The following is an 18887-nucleotide window of genomic DNA, read 5'->3' on the forward strand; positions in this document are numbered from 1 at the left end:
TTTATGGTTCACCGCATTGTTGTTGTTGGATCTGGAGTCATGGGGAGAGGAATTGCCTATGTCAGTGCCGTAGGAGGTTTTGAAACGATTCTCGTCGATGTGAAGGAAGAACAGCTGGAAAGCGCGAAACAAGAAATAACCGAGATTTTTGTACAAGCTGTCTCCCGCGGCAAGTTAACGGAAGCCGAGCGGCAGGAATCGGAATCGCGCCTGCGTTACTTCTTGGATTTAGCCGAAGTGGTGCGGGAAGCGGACTTAGTGATTGAAGCCGTCCCGGAAAAATTAGAGGTGAAAAAACAAGTTTTTGAGACGATTGACAAGTATGCGCCGGCGTCTTGCTATTTCGCGACGAACACATCGACAATGAGTCCGACGGAAATCGGCTCGTTTACGAAGCGGCCGGAAAAAGTGATCGCGATGCACTTTTTCAATCCGGTCCACAAAATGAAGCTCGTCGAAATCATCCGCGGTTTAGAAACGAGCGATGATACAGTCAACGTTATTCAGCACGTCGCGGAAAAAATGGGCAAAGAAACGGTCGTCGTGAACGAGTTTCCGGGATTTGTGACAAGCCGCATCAGCGCGTTAATCGGCAATGAAGCGTTTTACATGCTTCAAGAAGGAGTCGGAACGCCGGAACAGATTGACAAGGCGATTAAACTTGGCCTTAACTTTCCGATGGGGCCGTTTGAGCTCGCCGATTTAGTCGGGCTGGATACAAGGCTGAACAACTTAAAATATTTGCATGAAAAGTTGGGAGAAAAATACCGTCCTGCTCCGCTCCTCGAGCAATACGTGAAAGCGGGACGGCTTGGTCGCAAAACGGGAAAAGGGGTATATGATTACACCAAACAAGAAAACAAGGGGGACGAATCATGTTAAGAGAAGTCGTGATTGTCGATGCGGTGCGCACGCCAATCGGGAGATATAAAGGAGCGCTCAAAGACGTCCGTCCCGATGATTTGGCGGCGACGGTCATCCGCGCGCTCGTGGATCGCAATCCGAGTCTTCCGGTCGAACAAATTGAAGATGTAGTGTTTGGCAACGCCAATCAGGCGGGGGAAGATAACCGCAACGTCGCGCGCATGGCGGCGCTGTTGGCTGGCTTGCCGATCGAAGTGGCGGGAACGACGGTAAACCGCTTATGTGGCTCTGGGCTCGATGCTGTCAATTACGCAGCGCGTGCGATTATGACAGGAGAGGCGGAAATCATGATCGCCGGCGGAACGGAAAGCATGACGCGCGCGCCGTTTGTCATGGCAAAGCCAAGCTCCGATTTTCCGCGCGGTAATATCGAAATGTTTGATACGACGATCGGCTGGCGCTTTATCAATCCAAAAATGGAGGAAATGTACGGAACTGACAGCATGCCGCAGACGGCGGAAAATGTTGCGAAACGGTTCGGCATCACTCGGGAGGAGCAGGATGAATTTGCTTATGAAAGCCAAATGAAAGCGAAAAAAGCCATCGAAACGAACCGCTTTGCCGATGAATTAGTGCCGGTCGTCTACTATGACCGAAAAGGCAATCGCGTCATCGTCGACAAAGATGAACATCCACGTCCGGATACGACACTCGAAAAGCTAGCCAAACTGCCGACGCTGTTTGAAAACGGCACGGTGACAGCGGGAAATGCTTCCGGCGTCAACGACGGGGCAGCGGCTCTGCTACTAGTGAGCGCGGAAAAAGCAAAAGAGCTCGGGCTGAAACCACTCGTCAAATACGTCACGTCTGCCGTGGCGGGCGTAGAACCGGCCGTGATGGGAATCGGCCCGATTTTCGCAACGAGAAAAGCGCTTCGCCGCGCTGGACTGACCATCGATGACATCGGACTCGTCGAATTGAACGAAGCATTTGCCTCGCAATCGATTGAATGCATCCGCCAGCTGGAATTAGACCGCACGAAGGTCAATGTCAACGGCGGAGCGATCGCCCTTGGGCATCCGCTTGGAGCCAGCGGTGCCCGCATTTTAACGACGCTTATTTATGAAATGAAAAAACGAGGCGTGAAATATGGACTGGCAACGATGTGCATCGGTGTCGGACAAGGAATTGCCACGATCGTAGAAAATACGGAGGAATAAAGAGGGGGAATGATATGGAAATGACAATGACCAACGTATTGCTGGAAAAGAAAAACCATATCGGCTACGTGACATTGCACCGTCCGGAAGTGATGAATTGTTTCGATTACGCTACGCTATGCCAGCTTGGAGAAGCGGTTGAACGTATTCATCTTGACCGCGACATTCGCATTGTGATTTTTACTGGCGCGGGAGACAAAGCGTTCAGCGCTGGCGCGGATTTAAAAGAACGAAAGACGTTAAACGAAATGGAAGTGCGTCGCAACGTGAAAAAAATTCGCGATGTTTTTGATGCTGTGGCCAACTTGCCACAGCCGACGATTGCCGCGGTAAATGGCTATGCTCTTGGTGGCGGATTTGAACTAATGCTTGCCTGTGATTTCAGAATAGCGGTGAAAGAAGCGGTCATGGGCTTAACTGAAGTGAGCTGGGCGATCATCCCAGGAGCTGGCGGAACGCAACGGCTTCCTAGGTTAATTGGCGAAGCGAGGGCGAAAGAGTTAATTTTAACAGCCCGTAAAATTACCGCCGAACAAGCTTATGAATACGGTCTGTTAACAAAAGTAGTAGAAAAAGAAAATTTAATGCCTAGCTGTGAAGCGTTGGCACACGAGATGATGCAAAATGGTCCGATTGCTTTGCAGCAAGCGAAGTATGCAATTCAACAAGGCATGAATGTCGATTTGCAGACAGGTCTTGCCATTGAAGCGAAAGCGTACGAATTAACGATTCCGACGAAAGATCGTTTAGAAGCGTTAGCTGCATTTAGTGAAAAGCGCAAACCACAATTTATAGGGGAGTGACTCATCGCCGAGCCTCCCTCTTTTTATCCAAAATGACAATTTAACGTTTTTTTTTTGCTCGTCTTGTCATCGTAATAAAAATTTGCTACGATTATGTCTTGAAAACGAGATAAAGGGTGTCCACAATGAGCATGAATACGCGATCGATGATTTTTACGATTTACGGCGATTACATCCGCCATTACGGCAATGAAATTTGGATCGGCAGCTTAATTCGGCTGCTGAAAGAGTTTGGCCATAACGACCAAGCGGTACGCGCGGCGATTTCGCGCATGAGCAAACAAGGATGGGTCAAAGCGGAAAAGCGCGGCAATAAAAGCTACTATTCGCTCACCGAGCGTGGAGTGAAGCGAATGGAAGAAGCGGCAAAACGCATTTATAAAATCCGCCCCGAAAAATGGGACGGAAAGTGGCGCATTTTAGTGTATACGATTCCAGAAGAAAAGCGGAGCGTGCGCGACGAATTGCGCAAAGAGCTCGTGTGGAGCGGATTTGGCACGATCTCAAACAGCTGTTGGATTTCACCGAACAACTTAGAAAAGCAAGTGTACGACCTGATCGATAAATATGAAATTGAACCGTACGTCGATTTTTTTATTGCCCAATATGATGGACCGCATACGAACAAGCTGTTAGTCGAGAAATGTTGGGATTTAGAAGAAATCAATAAAAAATATGAGGAGTTTATTTCCGTCTACAGCCAAAAATACATCATCGACAAACATAAAATCCAGCGCGGAGAAATGTCCGATGCCGAATGTTTTGTCGAGAGAACAAAGCTTGTCCACGAGTACCGCAAGTTTCTCTTTATCGACCCGGGCCTGCCGGAGGAGTTGCTGCCGAACGAATGGATGGGCGGCCATGCTGCGGCGCTGTTCAGCGACTATTACAAGGAATTGGCGGTGCCGGCGAGCCGCTTCTTCGAATCGGTGTTTATGGACGGAAATGAGTTAAAGAAAAAAGATGAGGAGTACGACGTGTACGACCATCCTTTTATTGTGGAGTGATGCTTTTTTGCAGAAAAGCAGAGACGCGCTACCCCGTAAAAGCAGCGCGTTTGCTTTCCTTTCATTTGTGCTGGTTGGCTAGCAATTGACGGTACTCTTTTCCTTTTTGCACATACGTGTCAATCGATAGTTGAATCAAAGCCAAGTCTTTTTCTGTAATTTCGCGCACGACTTTGCCGGCGACCCAACGACCAGAGAGCGTGGAGGAATTTTTTTACCAGAAGGAATTAACGTGTTTGCCCCGATAATGCATTCTTCCCCGATTTCAGCACCGTCTAAAATCGTGGAACCCATGCCGATAATAGAGCGTTTTCGAATTGTGCAACCGTGAAGAATGACATTGTGACCGACCGTCACCTCGTCTTCCACAACAAGAGGTGATCCCTCATATAAATGGCATGTCGAATTATCTTGAATGCTGCAGCGTTCTCCAATAATAATCGGTGCTTCATCGCCTCGCAACACGGCGTTAAACCAAATTGTTGATTCTTTTCCAATCGTAACATCGCCGATAATATGAGCACCAGGAGCGATAAATACTGTATCGTCCACTTTTGGCATTTTACCATTGTAACAATAAAGCATTCTCATCCTCCTCAAAATATGATAAGGTTATGATAAGTATAACATAATTTTAACGGGGTGGGAATTTTATGAATGATGTTTGCCGTTTGTTACATATTCGTTACCCGATCATTCAAGGGGGAATGGGCAATATTAGTAACGCGCAGCTGGCTAGTGCCGTATCCGAAGCGGGAGGACTTGGGACGATTGGTGTTGGTACAATGTCGCCTGATGAAGTGGAAGAAATCATCATTGAAACAAAACGACGAACAAATCAACCATTTGCCGTCAATATTCCTGTTCAAGTAACACCGTATGTAGACGAAATGGTATCGTTAGTCTTAAAACATCAGGTTCCTGTCGTTTCTTTATCAGCGGGGAATCCAGCACCGCTTATTCCACGTCTTACGGAACAAGGAGTGAAAATAATTGTCGTGACCGCTTCGGTGAAACAAGCGAAAAAAGCGGAAGCAGCAGGAGCGAATATTATTGTTGCTGAAGGGTATGAAGCAGCGGGAATTAATTCGACGTTAGAGTTGACGACGATGACGTTGATTCCACAAATCACCAGCGCTGTCCGCGTTCCTGTCGTAGCCGCTGGAGGAATCGGAGATGGGCGGGGATTGCTTGCCGCGTTCGCACTTGGTGCTCAAGGAGTACAACTAGGTACGCGATTGATCGCTACAAAAGACGCACCATTTCATGAGGCGTACAAACAGTTAATCACCAATGCCAGCGAAAACGAAACAGTGATTGTTGGTCGCTCAGTTGGAAGAGTGCGGAGAATTATGCGCACTCCATATGCGGATAAATTGTTGCAATATGAAAAAGAAGGAATGCCGCTCGAAATGTTCAATGAATATACATCGGAAGACCGTCATCGCCGCGGAGCGCTTCAAGGAGATTTTCATGAAGGATTTGTCAATGCAGGGCAAATTGCCGGACTCATCGAAGACATGCCGACAGTGGCAGAGCTATTTCAGCAAATGATGGAAGAGGCGAAACAGCAGCTGCATAAATTACATACGCTTCTCCATTCATAATATTTCTTCATTGATGAATAAAGAACATCTTCCTGCCAAGATGTTCTATTTTTTTATAATTATTATTTTTTAGAAAATTATTGACTTTATATCTTTTTAATTGATAATATTTATTTAGCATAACGTTATTTTAACGTTACTAAACATTTTTATGATGTTTATTTGTAAGCGTTCCCAAATAAAGTACATAACAAGAGGAAAATTGGTACTATGTCAATTTTGATAAAAACAAGGGGGAGTAAGGATGCAAGGAGTAATCAAACGATTAGCGGCGCCTATGCTTGTTTGGATGTTAGCGCTTTCTGGATGTGCGAAGGAGGAGGCCGCGAAAAATGGTGTTAAAGGGGATGAGAAGGAGGGAAAAGCGGTCACGATTGGCGTCACGCAAATTATTCAGCACCCATCATTGGATGCTGCTTTCAACGGGTTTAAGAAAGCAGTGGAAGATGGCGGATTTAAAGAAGGGGAAAACGTCAAGTACAATGTGCAAAACGCGCAAGGAGATATGAACAATAATCAAACGATTGCTAACAATTTTGTGTCTGATGAGGTTGATCTTATTTTCGCCAACTCTACTCCAAGTGCACAAAGCGCGCTAAACGCAACGAAAGAGATTCCAATCGTATTTACGTCTGTTACTGATCCAGTCGGTGCTGGTTTAGTTCCATCTATGGATAAATCTGGTGAAAACATTACTGGAACAACAGATAGTCATCCAGATGCGATTCGAAAAACAATTCAATTTATTGATGAACAAACCGACGCCAAAACGGTTGGACTCATTTATAACGCAGGAGAACAAAATTCGGTGGCACAAATTGAAAAAGTGAAAGATGCCGCGAAAAACACTGATTTGAAGTTTGTTGAAACGTCCGTTTCTACAACAGCGGAAGTGAAACAGGCGGCAGAGTCGTTAGTTGGCAAAGCGGATGTGTTTTACATTGTAACCGATAATACGGTTGTATCGGCAATTGAGTCGGTCGTGAGCGTTGCAAATGAGAAAAAAATCCCCGTTTTTGCGGGAGAGCTAGATTCACTAAAACGAGGCTGTTTTGCGGCGTATGGGTTTGATTACTATGACATCGGTTATCAAGCTGGAGAAATGGCCGTTGCAATTTTAAAAGGAGAGAAAAAGCCATCGGAAATTAAACCGGAATATCCGAGCAAATTAAAGCTTGTTATCAATAAACAAGCAGCAGAAAAGCAAGGAATAAAGCTGAAGCCTGAGTGGGATCAAATGGCGGAATACATCGAATAAATTCGAAAGGATGAATGCCTTTGTTGACGGCGATGGTAGGTGCGATCGAATCAGGAATTATTTATGCAATTATGGCGTTAGAGTATATTTGTCGTTTCGTATTTTAGATTTTCCTGATTTAACGGTGGATGGCAGCTTCGTTACGGGAGCTGCTGTCGCGGCGACACTTATTGTCAGCGGAGTAAATCCGTTTGTAGCTACATGTCTAGCGCTCTTTATTGGGTTTGCTGCTGGATGCATGACTGGATTTCTTCACACAGTCGGGAAAATTAACGCTCTTTTATCAGGGATTTTAATGATGATTGCACTGTACTCCATCAATCTTCGTATTATGGGACGTTCTAATGTACCACTTTTAAACCAAAAAACGGTATTTACAATGATTCAAGAGTGGGGGACGAAGCTCGGTCTTGATTCAGCGGCGGCGAAAACGTGGGGAATTTTCGTATCGATGGCGATTCTTACCCTTCTGTTTAAATTTTTCATGGACTGGTTTTTACAGACGGAAGTCGGGCTTGCGATTCGGGCCACGGGTGATAACCCGCGTATGATTCGTAGCTTGTCGGCGAATACGAATTTGCTCATCGTCTTAGGTCTGGGCTTTCTAATGCAATGGTTGCATTCTCAGGAGCGCTTATTGCGCAGTACGGTTCGTTTGCCGATGTTGGCATGGGAATCGGCATGATTATTATCGGTCTTGCTTCCGTTATCATTGGGGAAGCGGTATTTGGAACAAAAACGATTGCGAGAACGACACTTGCGGTCATCGGCGGATCGATCATTTACCGCATTGTTGTCAGTCTTGCTTTGCGTGCGCAGTTTTTAGAAACAGGAGACGTGAAGCTTATCACGGCATGCATTGTCATTTTAGCGCTCGTCATGCCGCAAATCGTTCGCCAACAAAAAGAGAAAAAGCGCAAAGAGCAGAAAAGACGGGAGCGTGCGCAGGTCATCGCGATCTCCGCAAACGGAAAGGGTGAAAGCGATGTTGCAATTAAATCGGATTTATAAAGTGTTTAACGAAGGGACGCCCGATGAAAAAATTGCCCTTCAAGATATCAATTTGACACTTCGAAAAGGAGACTTTGTTACGATTATCGGCAGCAACGGCGCAGGAAAGTCAACGCTGATGAATTTGATTTCGGGTGTACTGTTTCCTGATGAAGGAACGATTTACATTGACGGCCAGGATGTGACGATGATGCCGGAATATGTTCGCTCATGTTACATTGGAAGAGTGTTTCAAGACCCAATGGCAGGAACGGCACCAAGCATGACGATTGAGGAGAATCTCGCGATGGCGTACGCGCGCAATCAAAAACGTACGCTCCGTCGCGGAGTGACGAAAAAGCGGCGCGATTTCTTTCGCGAGGTGCTCGAGACGCTTCATCTTGGATTAGAAAACCGCTTGCAGGCGAAAGTAGGCTTGCTTTCGGGAGGAGAGCGGCAAGCGCTGTCCTTGTTGATGGCGACGTTTACGGAACCGGCAATTTTACTGCTGGATGAGCACACGGCCGCTTTGGATCCGGCAAGAGCAGAATTGATTACCAATTTAACGAAAGATATTGTTAAGCAGTACGGATTAACGACATTGATGGTCACCCATAACATGCAGCAAGCCATCGACTTAGGAAATCGCCTTATCATGATGGACAAAGGACAAATCATTTTGGAAGTGGATGAACACGAAAAGAAAGGTTTAACAGTAGAAAAATTATTGGCAGAATTCCAGCGTATTCGCGGCACACAACTAGCGAGCGATCGCGCGGTGTTAAGTTGAACAATGAAAAGAATCGGATAAGCGTTTTCAAGCTTATCCCCTTTTTTCGATTTAAAAAATATAATAAATAATAAATATAACGTTTTTAAAACGTATATATATTTATAAGTTATATATGAGTATTAATAATAATGAAGAGGTGAAACAAGATGAAACCGGGAATGAAAATGGGGGATACCGCTGTGGTAGAAGCGGTTGTGACTCCTGATATGTTTGCACAATTTGAAGGGAATGTCGTCCATCCAGCTTATTCCACCGTATCGATGGTATATCACATGGAATGGGCTTCCCGCAAAATTATTTTACCTTATTTAGAAGAACATGAAGAAGGAATGGGAGTAGCTGTATCCGTGAAACATATTGCTCCAACAACGGAAGGATCGACCGTGACGGTGACAGCGACAGTGACCGAGATTCGTGACAATGTCGTCGTGACAAAAGTGGAAGCGAAAAACGAGATGCAAGTAATCGGAATCGGCGAAGTGAAACAAGTAATTTTACCGAAACAAAAAATCGCGCAAATGTTACAGAAACAGTTGCATTCATAGGAGGTTGAAAGAATATGAATACCGTCACAAGTCAGTGGAAAGCGGTTGATATATTTACGCAAATTCGTGAACATGAACAAGTCGTATTTTGTAATGATGAAAAAACGGGGTTAAAAGCGATTATTGCCATTCATAACACAACGCTAGGTCCAGCGCTTGGCGGATGCCGAATGTACCCATATGCGGCAGTCGAAGACGCACTATTTGACGTGCTCCGTCTTTCGAAAGGGATGACGTACAAATGTCTTGCAGCAGACGTCGATTTTGGAGGCGGAAAAGCGGTTATTATTGGAGACCCGCGCAAAGACAAGACACCGGAACTGTTCCGTGCGTTCGGTCAGTTTGTCGAATCGTTGAATGGTCGGTTTTATACGGGTACTGATATGGGAACGACGCCAGATGATTTCGTTCATGCGATGAAAGAAACAAACTGCATCGTAGGTGTTCCCGAGGAGTATGGTGGCAGCGGCGATTCTTCCGTGCCGACCGCGTTAGGTGTCATTTACGGTATTCAAGCTACCAACAAAGTGATTTGGGGAAGCGACGAGCTTCACGGAAAAACATACGCTATTCAAGGGTTAGGAAAAGTGGGTAGGAAAGTAGCAAAGCGCTTATTGGAAGAAGGCGCGGATTTATATGTGTGCGACATTAACGAAGCAGCGGTTGAGGAAATTGTATCGTATGGAAAAAAACTTGGAGCGGGTGTAAAGATCGTGCATGGGACAGAAATTTACGGAACGGACGCGGATATATTTGTTCCATGTGCGTTCGGCAATGTCATAAATGATGACACCATACATGTGTTGAAAGTAAAAGCGATTGTCGGTTCTGCCAACAATCAATTGCTTGATGTGCGCCACGGACAGATGTTGAGAGAGAAAGGAATTTTATACGCGCCAGATTACATCGTTAACGCTGGAGGGCTCATTCAAGTAGCTGATGAACTATACGGACCGAATAAAGAGCGTGTACTACAAAAAACAAAAACTATTTATTCGACGCTCCTTCATATTTATTCCCGAGCGGAAGCGGACCATATCACAACGATCGAAGCAGCGAATCGCTTTTGTGAAGAACGGTTGCAGCAGCGTAGCCGCCGCAATAATTTTTTTACGCACCGCAAACGGCCAAAATGGGATATCCGACGATAACGGCAAAGGAGGGATTCGATGGAATTTCAGTTTCCTATTATACAAATTATGAATGAACAAGGGTGCATTGTGCGATCTGAATATCGCGAACAAATTACAAAAGAACTGGTGATGACAATGTACCGTCATCTCATCCGCACCAGAATGTTTGATCGGAAATGTGTCAGTCTGCAGCGGCAAGGTCGCATTGGTACTTATGTTCCGTACGAGGGACAGGAAGCGTGTCAAGTTGGAAGCGCTCTTGCATTGCGCAATGGTGACTGGATGTTTCCGACATACCGCGATCACGGAGCGATGATGACGTTCGGCCGCTCCTTAACGCAAACGCTTCTATATTGGAAAGGTCGAACGGAAGGGTGTGTTCCATCTGAAGGAAAAAAAATCGTTCCGCCGAGCGTTCCGATTGCCACGCAGCTTCCGCATGCAGCAGGAGCAGCCTACGTCGAAAAGAGGAAAGGAACGAAAAATGCGGTTATCGTTTATTTTGGAGATGGGGCAACATCTGAAGGAGATTTTCACGAGGGACTCAATTTTGCAAGCGTTTTCAATTTACCTGTGGTCTTTTTCAACCAAAACAATCAATATGCGATTTCCGTGCCGATTACTCGCCAAATGAAATCGAAGACGATCGCGCAAAAAGCGCTGGCGTATGACATTCCTGGCATTCGCATCGATGGAAACGACATTTTTGCCGTGTATTTTGAAACGCAACAAGCGCTTGAACGAGCAAGAAATGGAGGAGGACCAACATTAATTGAAGCGGTCACATGGCGTTATGGCGCCCACACTACTTCCGATGACCCATCGAAATACCGCGATCAAGAAGAAAGTAAGCGAAGACGCGAAACGACCGATCCAATCAAGCGGATTGAGCGATTTATGCAGCAGGAAGGTTGGTGGGATGAACAATGGATGAATCAAGTACAGAAGGAAGTGAGCGTGGAAATCGAGCAAGCGGTAGCAGAAATGGAACGATATCCAAAAGCGAACCCAGCTGACATGTTTGATTATGTTTTTGCCCAACCGACGTGGACGATTGCCGAACAGAAAAACGCGTATTTCCAATGGAAACGGGGGATCGAAGGATGACGACAGCGGTGAACACCAAGACACTAACGCTTGTGCAAGCGGTTAATGATGCACTTCGCACGATGTTAAAAGAGAGAGAAGATGTTATTTTGCTTGGAGAAGATATCGGAAAAAACGGGGGTGTATTTCGCGCCACGGAAGGATTACAGGAGGAATTTGGCGAGGATAGGGTCATCGACACGCCGTTAAGCGAAGCAGGATTTACTGGTGCGGCGATCGGGATGGCGATCAATGGACTTCGGCCTGTCGTTGAAATTCAGTTTTTAGGCTTTATTTATCCAGCATACGAGCAAATTATGACGCATGCCGCACGGATGCGCGCGCGGACGATGGGACATTTTACCGTGCCGATGGTCATCCGCGCCCCGTATGGCGCGGGAGTTCGCGCTCCAGAAATTCATTCCGACAGCACCGAAGCACTGTTTACCCATATGCCAGGTATCAAAGTCGTCTGCCCATCTACGCCATATGACGCAAAAGGTTTACTCATTGCCGCCATTGAAGACCCCGACCCGGTGCTGTTTTTAGAGCCAATGCGCATCTATCGTGCATTTCGAGAGGATGTACCAGAAGGAAAATATACGATTGAAATTGGCAAAGGAAAAAAATTGCGCGAAGGAGACGATGTAACCGTCATCGCGTGGGGGGCGATGGTGCCAGTAGCGATGAAAGCAGCCGAATCTGCGGAAAAAAAAGGAATTCATGTCGATGTTATCGACTTGCGCACACTCTACCCACTTGACAAAGATATCATCGCCGATTCGGTTCAAAAGACGGGGCGGACGGTTATTGTGCAGGAAGCTCACGCCACTGGTGGATTGGCGAATGACATTCTCGCTGTTATTAACGATACATCGTTTTTATATCAAAAAGCGCCAGTAGAACGAGTGACTGGATTTGACGTTCCCGTGCCGTTTTTTGCTTATGAAGATGATTATTTACCTACACCAGAGCGCGTTTTGCATGCGATTGAAAAAGTAATGAACTTCTAGCGGAAGGGGTAGAAACAATGGAAGTGAAACTTCATGATATCGGTGAAGGAATGACCGAAGCTACCGTATTAAATTATCTGGTCAAAAAAGGAGATCATGTAAAGGCAGACCAACCGCTAGTCGAAGTACAAACGGATAAAATGGTAGCGGAAATTCCCGCACCAGCCGCAGGTATCATCCAAGATATTCTCGTTCCCGAGGGGGAAACGATTTCAGTTGGCACGACGATTCTTACGTTAGAAACAAAATCATCGCCACTTGCGGAAACGCCGTCCAGTCAGCCAAATGTGGCGACGGAATCCACTCGCCCGTTTGCCATCAAAGAAGAAGAGACTGTTTCCGTTAAGCGGACGATAAAACGGCGCGTGCTTGCCTCGCCGTATACACGGAAAATTGCCCGCAAACACGGAGTGGATTTGGAACAAGTTGTCGGTACAGGACCAGGCGGCCGAATTACTGACGATGACGTGTACCGCTTTATCGAAACTAACAATACGAAGCAAACGAATCATTCGTCGATCGCAGGCAGCGATGTGGAAGCTCAATCATTCGAAAAAGTGGGTGACAACTCACAATCATCTTCCATCATCCCGTTCCACGGTCGCCGCAAGCAAATCGCGAAAAAAATGGCGCAATCGTTATATACGATTCCGCATTGTACGCATTTTGAAGAAGTCGATGTCACCGAGCTCATCCGATTCCGTGAAGAGCTGAAACAGCAAAACTTCCATATTTCCGCAACGGCGTTTTTCATTAAAGCGTTGTCGCTCGCGTTAAAGCAGTTTCCAATATTTAATTCTAAGCTTGATGAAGAACGCGAAGTGATCCATCTTAAACAAGAGCATCATATTGGCATTGCCGTCGACACAAAAGAAGGATTAATCGTGCCAGTCGTCAAACATGTCGAATGCAAGTCACTGCGGGAGATTCATGAAGAAGCGAAACATCTCACGAAAAAAGCGCAAGAAAACAAATTGACGCTCCAAGAAATGACAGGAAGCACGTTCACCATCAGCAACGTAGGTCCGCTCGGTGGCAGCATTGGCGCAACACCAATTATTAATTATCCGGAAGTAGCACTTATGGCGTTCCATAAAACGAAAAAACGTCCTGTTGTCATGGAAAATGATGAAATCGCAGTTCGCTCAATCATGAACATCTCGATGTCATTTGACCACCGCGTCGCCGATGGTGCGACGGCTGTGGCGTTTACAAACTATTTTGTAAGACTGATCGAAAATCCAAAACTAATGTTAATGGAGTTGGTGTAAATGGTAGTTGGAGAACTTGCCCATGAACGAGATGTCGTCATCATTGGCGGAGGACCAGGCGGATATAACGCTGCGATTCGCGCTGCCCAGTTTGGTCTGTCTGTCACACTCATCGAAAAAGAGGAGCTCGGTGGTGTTTGCTTGAACAAAGGCTGTATTCCGTCAAAAGTGTTCACTCATGCTGCGCAGAAAATGGCAGAGCTTCCTCACATTGAGGAAATCGGGATTGAATTGGGACATGTTTCGTTTCAATTAGGAAAACTACAAAACTATAAGACAAAGGTAGTTACTCAGCTTCGTCAAGGCGTAGAAGCGCTTTGCAAAGCGAACCGTATCGAAGTCATCCGCGGCAAAGCGTCCTTTTTAGCGGAAGACCGCATCGGCGTTGAATCGGGAGAAGTGTTTGACGTGTACCGCTTTCGGCACGCCATCATTGCCACCGGGGCATCGTACGTTTCACCACCATCCATCAATATTGACCATGAACGCATTTTAAACGTGTATTCGATATATGGATTGGAAACATTACCCAATCATTTGATCGTTTACGGAAACGACTATATCGTGATTGAAGTGGCAATGAGCTTTCGCGCGTTTGGTTCGCAAGTGTCTGTCATTACGGATGATGGCACATTTGGGCTAGATGAAACGGTCGCTAATGAATTGCAGAGAATATGGAAAAAACGGAAAATCAAACTTTATCAGCATTGTAAAGTAGAAAGCGTCACGTTATTGCTGGATGCCGTTGCCGTCACGTTAAAGACAAAGACAGGAGAAACGGTGACGGTCGAGGGCTCGCATGTATTTGTGGCATGCGAAGCGAAAGCGAACATTGATGAATTAGGCATCGACCGTCTTGGCATCCAGCGTACGGAGCAAGGATTTATTGAGATCAACCATCAAGCGAGAACATCGCTTCCCCATATTTTCGCTGTGGGGGATGTAACAGGCGGGCCGATGCTTGCAGTGAAAGCAGTCAAACAAGGAAAAGTCGCCGCTGAAACAATCGCTGGAAAACAGTCCGAAATCGACCTCACCTTTCTTCCAACGATTGTACATTCCATTCCGCCGATAGCGAGCGTTGGATTGACGGAAGACGAAGCAAGAGTGCAGTATGAGGACATTCGTGTCGGAAGTTTTCCAATAACTGGAAACGGATATGCTAGTATTATTGGCCAAAAAGATGGATTGGTAAAAATCATCAGTGATGTAAAACAAGATGTGATACTAGGCGTTCATATGATCGGTGCGGGAGCGGTTGATCTCATTTCGAGCGGAATTATTGGATTGGAAATGGCCGCACGTGAGGAGGATATGAAATTTCCTTTTTACCCGCATCCGAGTAGCAATGAAAGTTTGTTAGAAGCAGTAGAAGCATTACGAGCGGAAGCAGTTCATCTCCTGCCAGCAAAGCAGAAAAAGAGCGAGAAAAAAGCAGTCTCACACTGAGACTGCTTCTGTTTGGAAAAGGTCATGGTGCTTTATTTGAAGTGTCTGTTTCAATTCGGCGAGGGAAGGAGATTTGTTTTCAAATGTATATACATCAAGGCAGACAAGAGAATATTCATTGCCAGGATCAAAAACAACAGTAATAACCTCTTCCGTTCCGCAGTCAAATTGTTGAAACACATCCGCGCTACACTGATGGATATCTAACATGTTGTATTTCTCACGAACAACGTAATATCCTTCCTTTAACTGCCCTGCAAACAAGTTTTCCGTACCAACTAACTCATGAACGATCATCATTGCACGCTCCCTAGAATATGAAATATTACCTAATCGCACTATTACTATACTACAAAATTAAAGCAAATATAATGATTTTAAGACAATGTTCGAAAAATTGTCATGAAATCATAAAGACTTGACGAGACGCTATAAAAAATTCTTGCAAAAACTTTCAAACAAAATGTTATATTGTAACACTATCGTAAAAAATGTTAATTTTTACCCTTTTCTTAAACTTTGTCAATCTTTATTTTTAAGTAATAGATGGGTAGGATTACTATTCATTACAAAAAAGGATTTAATAATAATGAAAGATAATTTTTTACAACCCTAGTTCTCATCGGGGATAGACTAGGATTTTTTTATGAAAAAATCCCTTCTTGCAGAACAATAATGGTAAATTAATGTAATTACCATATTTATCTAAAAATTTTACAAAAAACTCGTGTTATGATGTATGTGCAAGCAAGGGTGAGATTGAAGGAGGAGAAACAATGAATAAAAAAATCGTATTTTCACTTGCTGCATCTTTAGCGATTGTAGGAGCATCTTTTACAACTACAACAGCGAAAACGGAAGCGGCAGGGCCTGCCCCATGTCCGTCTATCCAAAACTATGAAGTTAAAACTGTCTATCCATCTAATATTCAAGATATCGAAAAATGGGTGCAGTTTATTTTAGATCAAACAGGATATGCAGAAGTGGCAAAAACAGCCACAACTACTGTCCAAAAACCATCAGCGAATGTACAAACTCCTGTAAGCAAGCCAGCAACGCAGGCGCCTGCACCAAGTCAAAAAGCAAATGTAAATGAAGCAGGATTAAAAGCTTATGAACAACAAGTAGTAGATTTAACGAACAAAGAAAGAGCGAAATATGGCTTGCCGCCTTTAAAGGTTGATTTAGCGTTAAGCAAAGTGGCCCGTGAAAAGTCAAGAGACATGGCAGTGAACCATTATTTCTCCCATAACAGCCCGACATATGGTTCTCCGTTTGAAATGATGAGAAAATTCGGCATTTCTTATACGGACGCTGGAGAAAATATTGCAAAAGGCCAACGGACTCCGCAAGAAGTAGTGGCGGCTTGGATGAATAGCCCAGGCCATCGGGCGAATATTTTGAACAAAAACTACACGCATATCGGAGTAGGTTTTGAAGAAAACGGATATATCTGGACACAACAATTTATAAGAAAATAAGGATCAATGATTCTGAGGCTGTCCTCAAAAGGTCGTTTTACGGCCTTTTGGGACAGCCTCCATAATTTTGTTATTTACTACTGAGTTCTGTTTTTAAAATTTCTAAAAAATGGATAGAACTTTTTGATATATAGCGATTTTTTTCAACAATAACTGCTGCTTCAGCCTGGATAGAGGAATCTATAATTTCAAGTACGGTGATTTCTGGAATCCGGAAAATGGAAACAGTAGATTTTGGTACAATTGTTGCTCCAACTCCTTTGGAAACTAGCGATAATAATATAGTAACGTCAGGGCACTCACAAATAATTTTTGGTTCAAAACCGTGACGTCGGCATTCATTAATAACGAGTTCATATTGACCTTTTCCACTGATTCGATGGAGAAGAAGAAGAGGAATATCAGTAAATTCTTTCATGTAAATATAATGGTGATGATATTTCCATTGCTTTGGTATAACAGCTACGTAAGGGTCACTTGGCAAACTAATAATTTCATATTGATTAGAATCAATTGGAAGACGAACGATACCAATTTCAATTTCTCGTTGTTTTAACAATTCGCTAATTAGAAAACTATCTCCCTCTCTTAAATGAAATTTAACATCTGGGAAATTTTTGTTGAATTTTTTTATTGTTTCAGGTAAGTAGAAAAAACAAGATTTTACGCATCCTATGGACAGTATACCTTTGATTCCTTCATTTGTTTCTCGAACTTCTAAAATGGCATCATCTAATTGCTGTAGTAACTGTTTTGCTTTATGATATAAAATTTTTCCTGATTCAGTTAATTCTAATTTTTTACCGTTTCTTTCTAGCAACGTAACTCCCAAAGTTTCTTCGAGCTGTTTTAGCTGTTGGCTTAGCGGAGGTTGAGCAATATGTAGTTTTCTAGCCGCTTTTGTAATTTGCCCTTCTTCAACAATTGTCGCAAAATATTTTAATTGTTTTATATCAATCATGCTTATTCGGTACCGTCAAGAATTTTGTGTAATGTAAATGGGGTAGGGTTTCTCTGAAATGGATTTGAATTGATAGGGGACTGATTTTCTCCACACAGGAGACTGAATATTCAGTCTCCTGTGTGGAAAGGGAGAATCCCCCTATTTTGTTTATTTACAGTATTTGGTTAATGATAACGTTCTTCAAACATTCGTTGAAGGGCTTCATGCGCTTCGGCAAATCCTCGCAACTTTCGCCCTGCCCATTTCTCATTAAAATCTTGAATGGTCAAATACACGATTTTTTCAGCGGCTTCTAAACTATTCAAACTGTTCATCGGTTTTAGGCGTTTCCGAATCTCCTTGATCGTTCGTTCGATGGCATTGGTCGTGTAAATCACACTTCGAATACTGCTTGGATAATCCATAAATGTAAGGAGGACATCCAACTCATTTGCCCAAGATTGAACTTCTCTCGGATACTTGCTGGACCATTTCGACTCAAACTGTTGAAACATTTGTAACGCCATCTCCTTATTCGGCGCGCGATAAATCAGCTTGAGATCCTCGGCCACTTCGAATTGGTCTTTTTTCCGAACACGGCTGAGGGTGTTGCGGACTTTGTGCACGACACAGCGCTGCACATCGGCTTTCGGATACACCGCCTTAAAGGCTTCCTCCAGCCCCGGTAGTCCATCGAATACGCCCAGAAGCACTTCCTTGACGCCTCTTTTGTAGAGCTGTTGGAGAATCTCCCGCCATCCATAGGCGCTTTCTTGTCCTCCCACGAAGAAATCCAGAATTTCGCGATATCCTTCTTCGTTCACTCCTAACACCACATAAATAACTTCTTTCTCTACCGTATCCCGGCGAAGTTTCACGTACAAGCCGTCCAAATATAAGACAGAATAACGTTTGGATAGTGGACGATGGTGCCATTTCTCGATGTCTTCTTTCACGACATCGGTAATACGGCTGATCGTCGCTGGAGAATAAGCATTTCCTAGAATTCGTTCGATAAACTTGCCAATTTCCCGTGTACTCATGCCACTTTGATACATCCTGATGATGGCTTCCTCCAGCCAGCCGGTGTGGCGTTGATAAGGGCAAACAACTGTGTTTGAAATTCCCCGTTTCGGTCTCTTGGAACCAAAAGACCCTCAATCCGGCCATATTGCGTATCTAGATTTCGCTGATAGTAGCCGTTTCTCATATTTGATGTTCCGGCCTGTTCTATTTCGAGGAAATTCTTGATTTCTTCCCGCATGATCAGTTCTAATTTTTCCTTTACAAACTGACGAATGACACTTTCCAGTTGATTTGCCCAGTCGACATTCGGTATACTTTTAGACATAGGTAGGGTTCTCCTTTCTCTGGAATGTTTGGGTTCAATCAGAGAATACCCTACCTTTTTTCTTTTGGTCTAG

At 44.5% G+C, this 18887-nt stretch carries 16 protein-coding genes and 3 pseudogenes; 15 read left to right on the forward strand and 4 right to left on the reverse strand.

Features of this window, described 5'->3' with window-relative positions; translation table 11 throughout:
* Window positions 1–3 precede the first annotated feature (3 nt).
* The 4 genes from NXM86_RS06725 (at window position 4) to paaX (ending at window position 3894) form a co-directional block, all read left to right on the forward strand.
* Window positions 4–882 (forward strand): 3-hydroxyacyl-CoA dehydrogenase, encoded by an 879-nt coding sequence (locus NXM86_RS06725; RefSeq protein ID WP_062755125.1) that lies wholly within the window; start codon window positions 4–6, stop codon window positions 880–882.
* Complete coding sequence (locus NXM86_RS06730) at window positions 876–2084, forward strand: thiolase family protein (protein ID WP_081189483.1); 1209 nt, start codon at window positions 876–878, stop codon at window positions 2082–2084. Before NXM86_RS06725 ends, NXM86_RS06730 begins: the two co-directional genes overlap by 7 nt.
* 14 nt (window positions 2085–2098) lie before the next feature.
* Window positions 2099–2887, forward strand: a complete 789-nt coding sequence (locus NXM86_RS06735) for an enoyl-CoA hydratase-related protein (RefSeq protein WP_081189484.1) — start codon at window positions 2099–2101, stop codon at window positions 2885–2887.
* A gap of 131 nt (window positions 2888–3018) precedes the next feature.
* A complete protein-coding gene (gene paaX / locus NXM86_RS06740; protein ID WP_062755293.1) occupies window positions 3019–3894 on the forward strand; it encodes a phenylacetic acid degradation operon negative regulatory protein PaaX in 876 nt (291 codons plus the stop codon).
* Window positions 3895–3955: 61 nt separating this feature from the next.
* Here the strand turns inward: paaX and NXM86_RS06745 are convergent.
* Window positions 3956–4479: pseudogene (locus NXM86_RS06745) on the reverse strand (gamma carbonic anhydrase family protein).
* Between the two features lie 68 nt (window positions 4480–4547).
* Between NXM86_RS06745 and NXM86_RS06750 the strand changes: the two are divergent.
* From NXM86_RS06750 to lpdA, 10 genes and pseudogenes are all read left to right on the forward strand, one after another.
* The gene (locus NXM86_RS06750; protein WP_081189486.1) at window positions 4548–5501 is read left to right on the forward strand and encodes an NAD(P)H-dependent flavin oxidoreductase; all 954 of its coding nucleotides are present in this window, start codon (window positions 4548–4550) and stop codon (window positions 5499–5501) included.
* Window positions 5502–5745: 244 nt separating this feature from the next.
* On the forward strand, window positions 5746–6759 hold the full coding sequence (locus tag NXM86_RS06755) for an ABC transporter substrate-binding protein (RefSeq protein WP_062755135.1): 1014 nt from the start codon (window positions 5746–5748) through the stop codon (window positions 6757–6759).
* A 20-nt stretch (window positions 6760–6779) separates the two neighbouring features.
* Window positions 6780–7770, forward strand: a pseudogene (locus tag NXM86_RS06760) (ABC transporter permease).
* Window positions 7745–8539, forward strand: a complete 795-nt coding sequence (locus NXM86_RS06765) for an ABC transporter ATP-binding protein (RefSeq protein WP_062755139.1) — start codon at window positions 7745–7747, stop codon at window positions 8537–8539. The pseudogene NXM86_RS06760 and the gene NXM86_RS06765 overlap by 26 nt, the downstream one beginning before the upstream one ends.
* A gap of 149 nt (window positions 8540–8688) precedes the next feature.
* Window positions 8689–9087: a thioesterase family protein gene (locus NXM86_RS06770; protein WP_062755141.1), complete on the forward strand. Its 399-nt coding sequence runs from the start codon at window positions 8689–8691 to the stop codon at window positions 9085–9087.
* A 14-nt stretch (window positions 9088–9101) separates the two neighbouring features.
* Window positions 9102–10238 carry a Leu/Phe/Val dehydrogenase gene (locus tag NXM86_RS06775; RefSeq protein ID WP_081189487.1) on the forward strand — a complete coding sequence of 379 codons (1137 nt, stop codon included), beginning with the start codon at window positions 9102–9104 and terminating at the stop codon, window positions 10236–10238.
* An 18-nt stretch (window positions 10239–10256) separates the two neighbouring features.
* Window positions 10257–11327: a pyruvate dehydrogenase (acetyl-transferring) E1 component subunit alpha gene (pdhA, locus tag NXM86_RS06780; RefSeq protein WP_062755145.1), complete on the forward strand. Its 1071-nt coding sequence runs from the start codon at window positions 10257–10259 to the stop codon at window positions 11325–11327.
* The gene (locus NXM86_RS06785; protein WP_081189488.1) at window positions 11324–12319 is read left to right on the forward strand and encodes an alpha-ketoacid dehydrogenase subunit beta; all 996 of its coding nucleotides are present in this window, start codon (window positions 11324–11326) and stop codon (window positions 12317–12319) included. The genes pdhA and NXM86_RS06785 overlap by 4 nt, the downstream gene beginning before the upstream one ends.
* A 17-nt stretch (window positions 12320–12336) precedes the next feature.
* Window positions 12337–13590 (forward strand): dihydrolipoamide acetyltransferase family protein, encoded by a 1254-nt coding sequence (locus NXM86_RS06790; RefSeq protein WP_062755147.1) that lies wholly within the window; start codon window positions 12337–12339, stop codon window positions 13588–13590.
* On the forward strand, window positions 13591–15039 hold the full coding sequence (gene lpdA, locus NXM86_RS06795) for a dihydrolipoyl dehydrogenase (protein WP_062755149.1): 1449 nt from the start codon (window positions 13591–13593) through the stop codon (window positions 15037–15039).
* On the opposite strand, the gene NXM86_RS06800 is transcribed toward lpdA, so the two are convergent.
* On the reverse strand, window positions 15031–15339 hold the full coding sequence (locus NXM86_RS06800) for a hypothetical protein (protein WP_223812193.1): 309 nt from the start codon (window positions 15337–15339) through the stop codon (window positions 15031–15033). The genes lpdA and NXM86_RS06800 overlap by 9 nt on opposite strands.
* A gap of 476 nt (window positions 15340–15815) precedes the next feature.
* Between NXM86_RS06800 and NXM86_RS06805 the strand changes: the two genes are divergently transcribed.
* Window positions 15816–16520 carry a CAP domain-containing protein gene (locus tag NXM86_RS06805; protein WP_498958794.1) on the forward strand — a complete coding sequence of 235 codons (705 nt, stop codon included), beginning with the start codon at window positions 15816–15818 and terminating at the stop codon, window positions 16518–16520.
* A 70-nt stretch (window positions 16521–16590) separates the two neighbouring features.
* On the opposite strand, the gene NXM86_RS06810 is transcribed toward NXM86_RS06805, so the two are convergent.
* Window positions 16591–17481 (reverse strand): LysR family transcriptional regulator, encoded by an 891-nt coding sequence (locus tag NXM86_RS06810; protein ID WP_062677984.1) that lies wholly within the window; start codon window positions 17479–17481, stop codon window positions 16591–16593.
* Between the two features lie 167 nt (window positions 17482–17648).
* Window positions 17649–18814 (reverse strand): annotated as a pseudogene (locus NXM86_RS06815) (IS256 family transposase).
* Window positions 18815–18887 lie beyond the last annotated feature (73 nt).

The organism is Geobacillus sp. CX412 (genome assembly GCF_027942335.1).
Lineage (GTDB): Bacteria > Bacillota > Bacilli > Bacillales > Anoxybacillaceae > Parageobacillus_B > Parageobacillus_B toebii.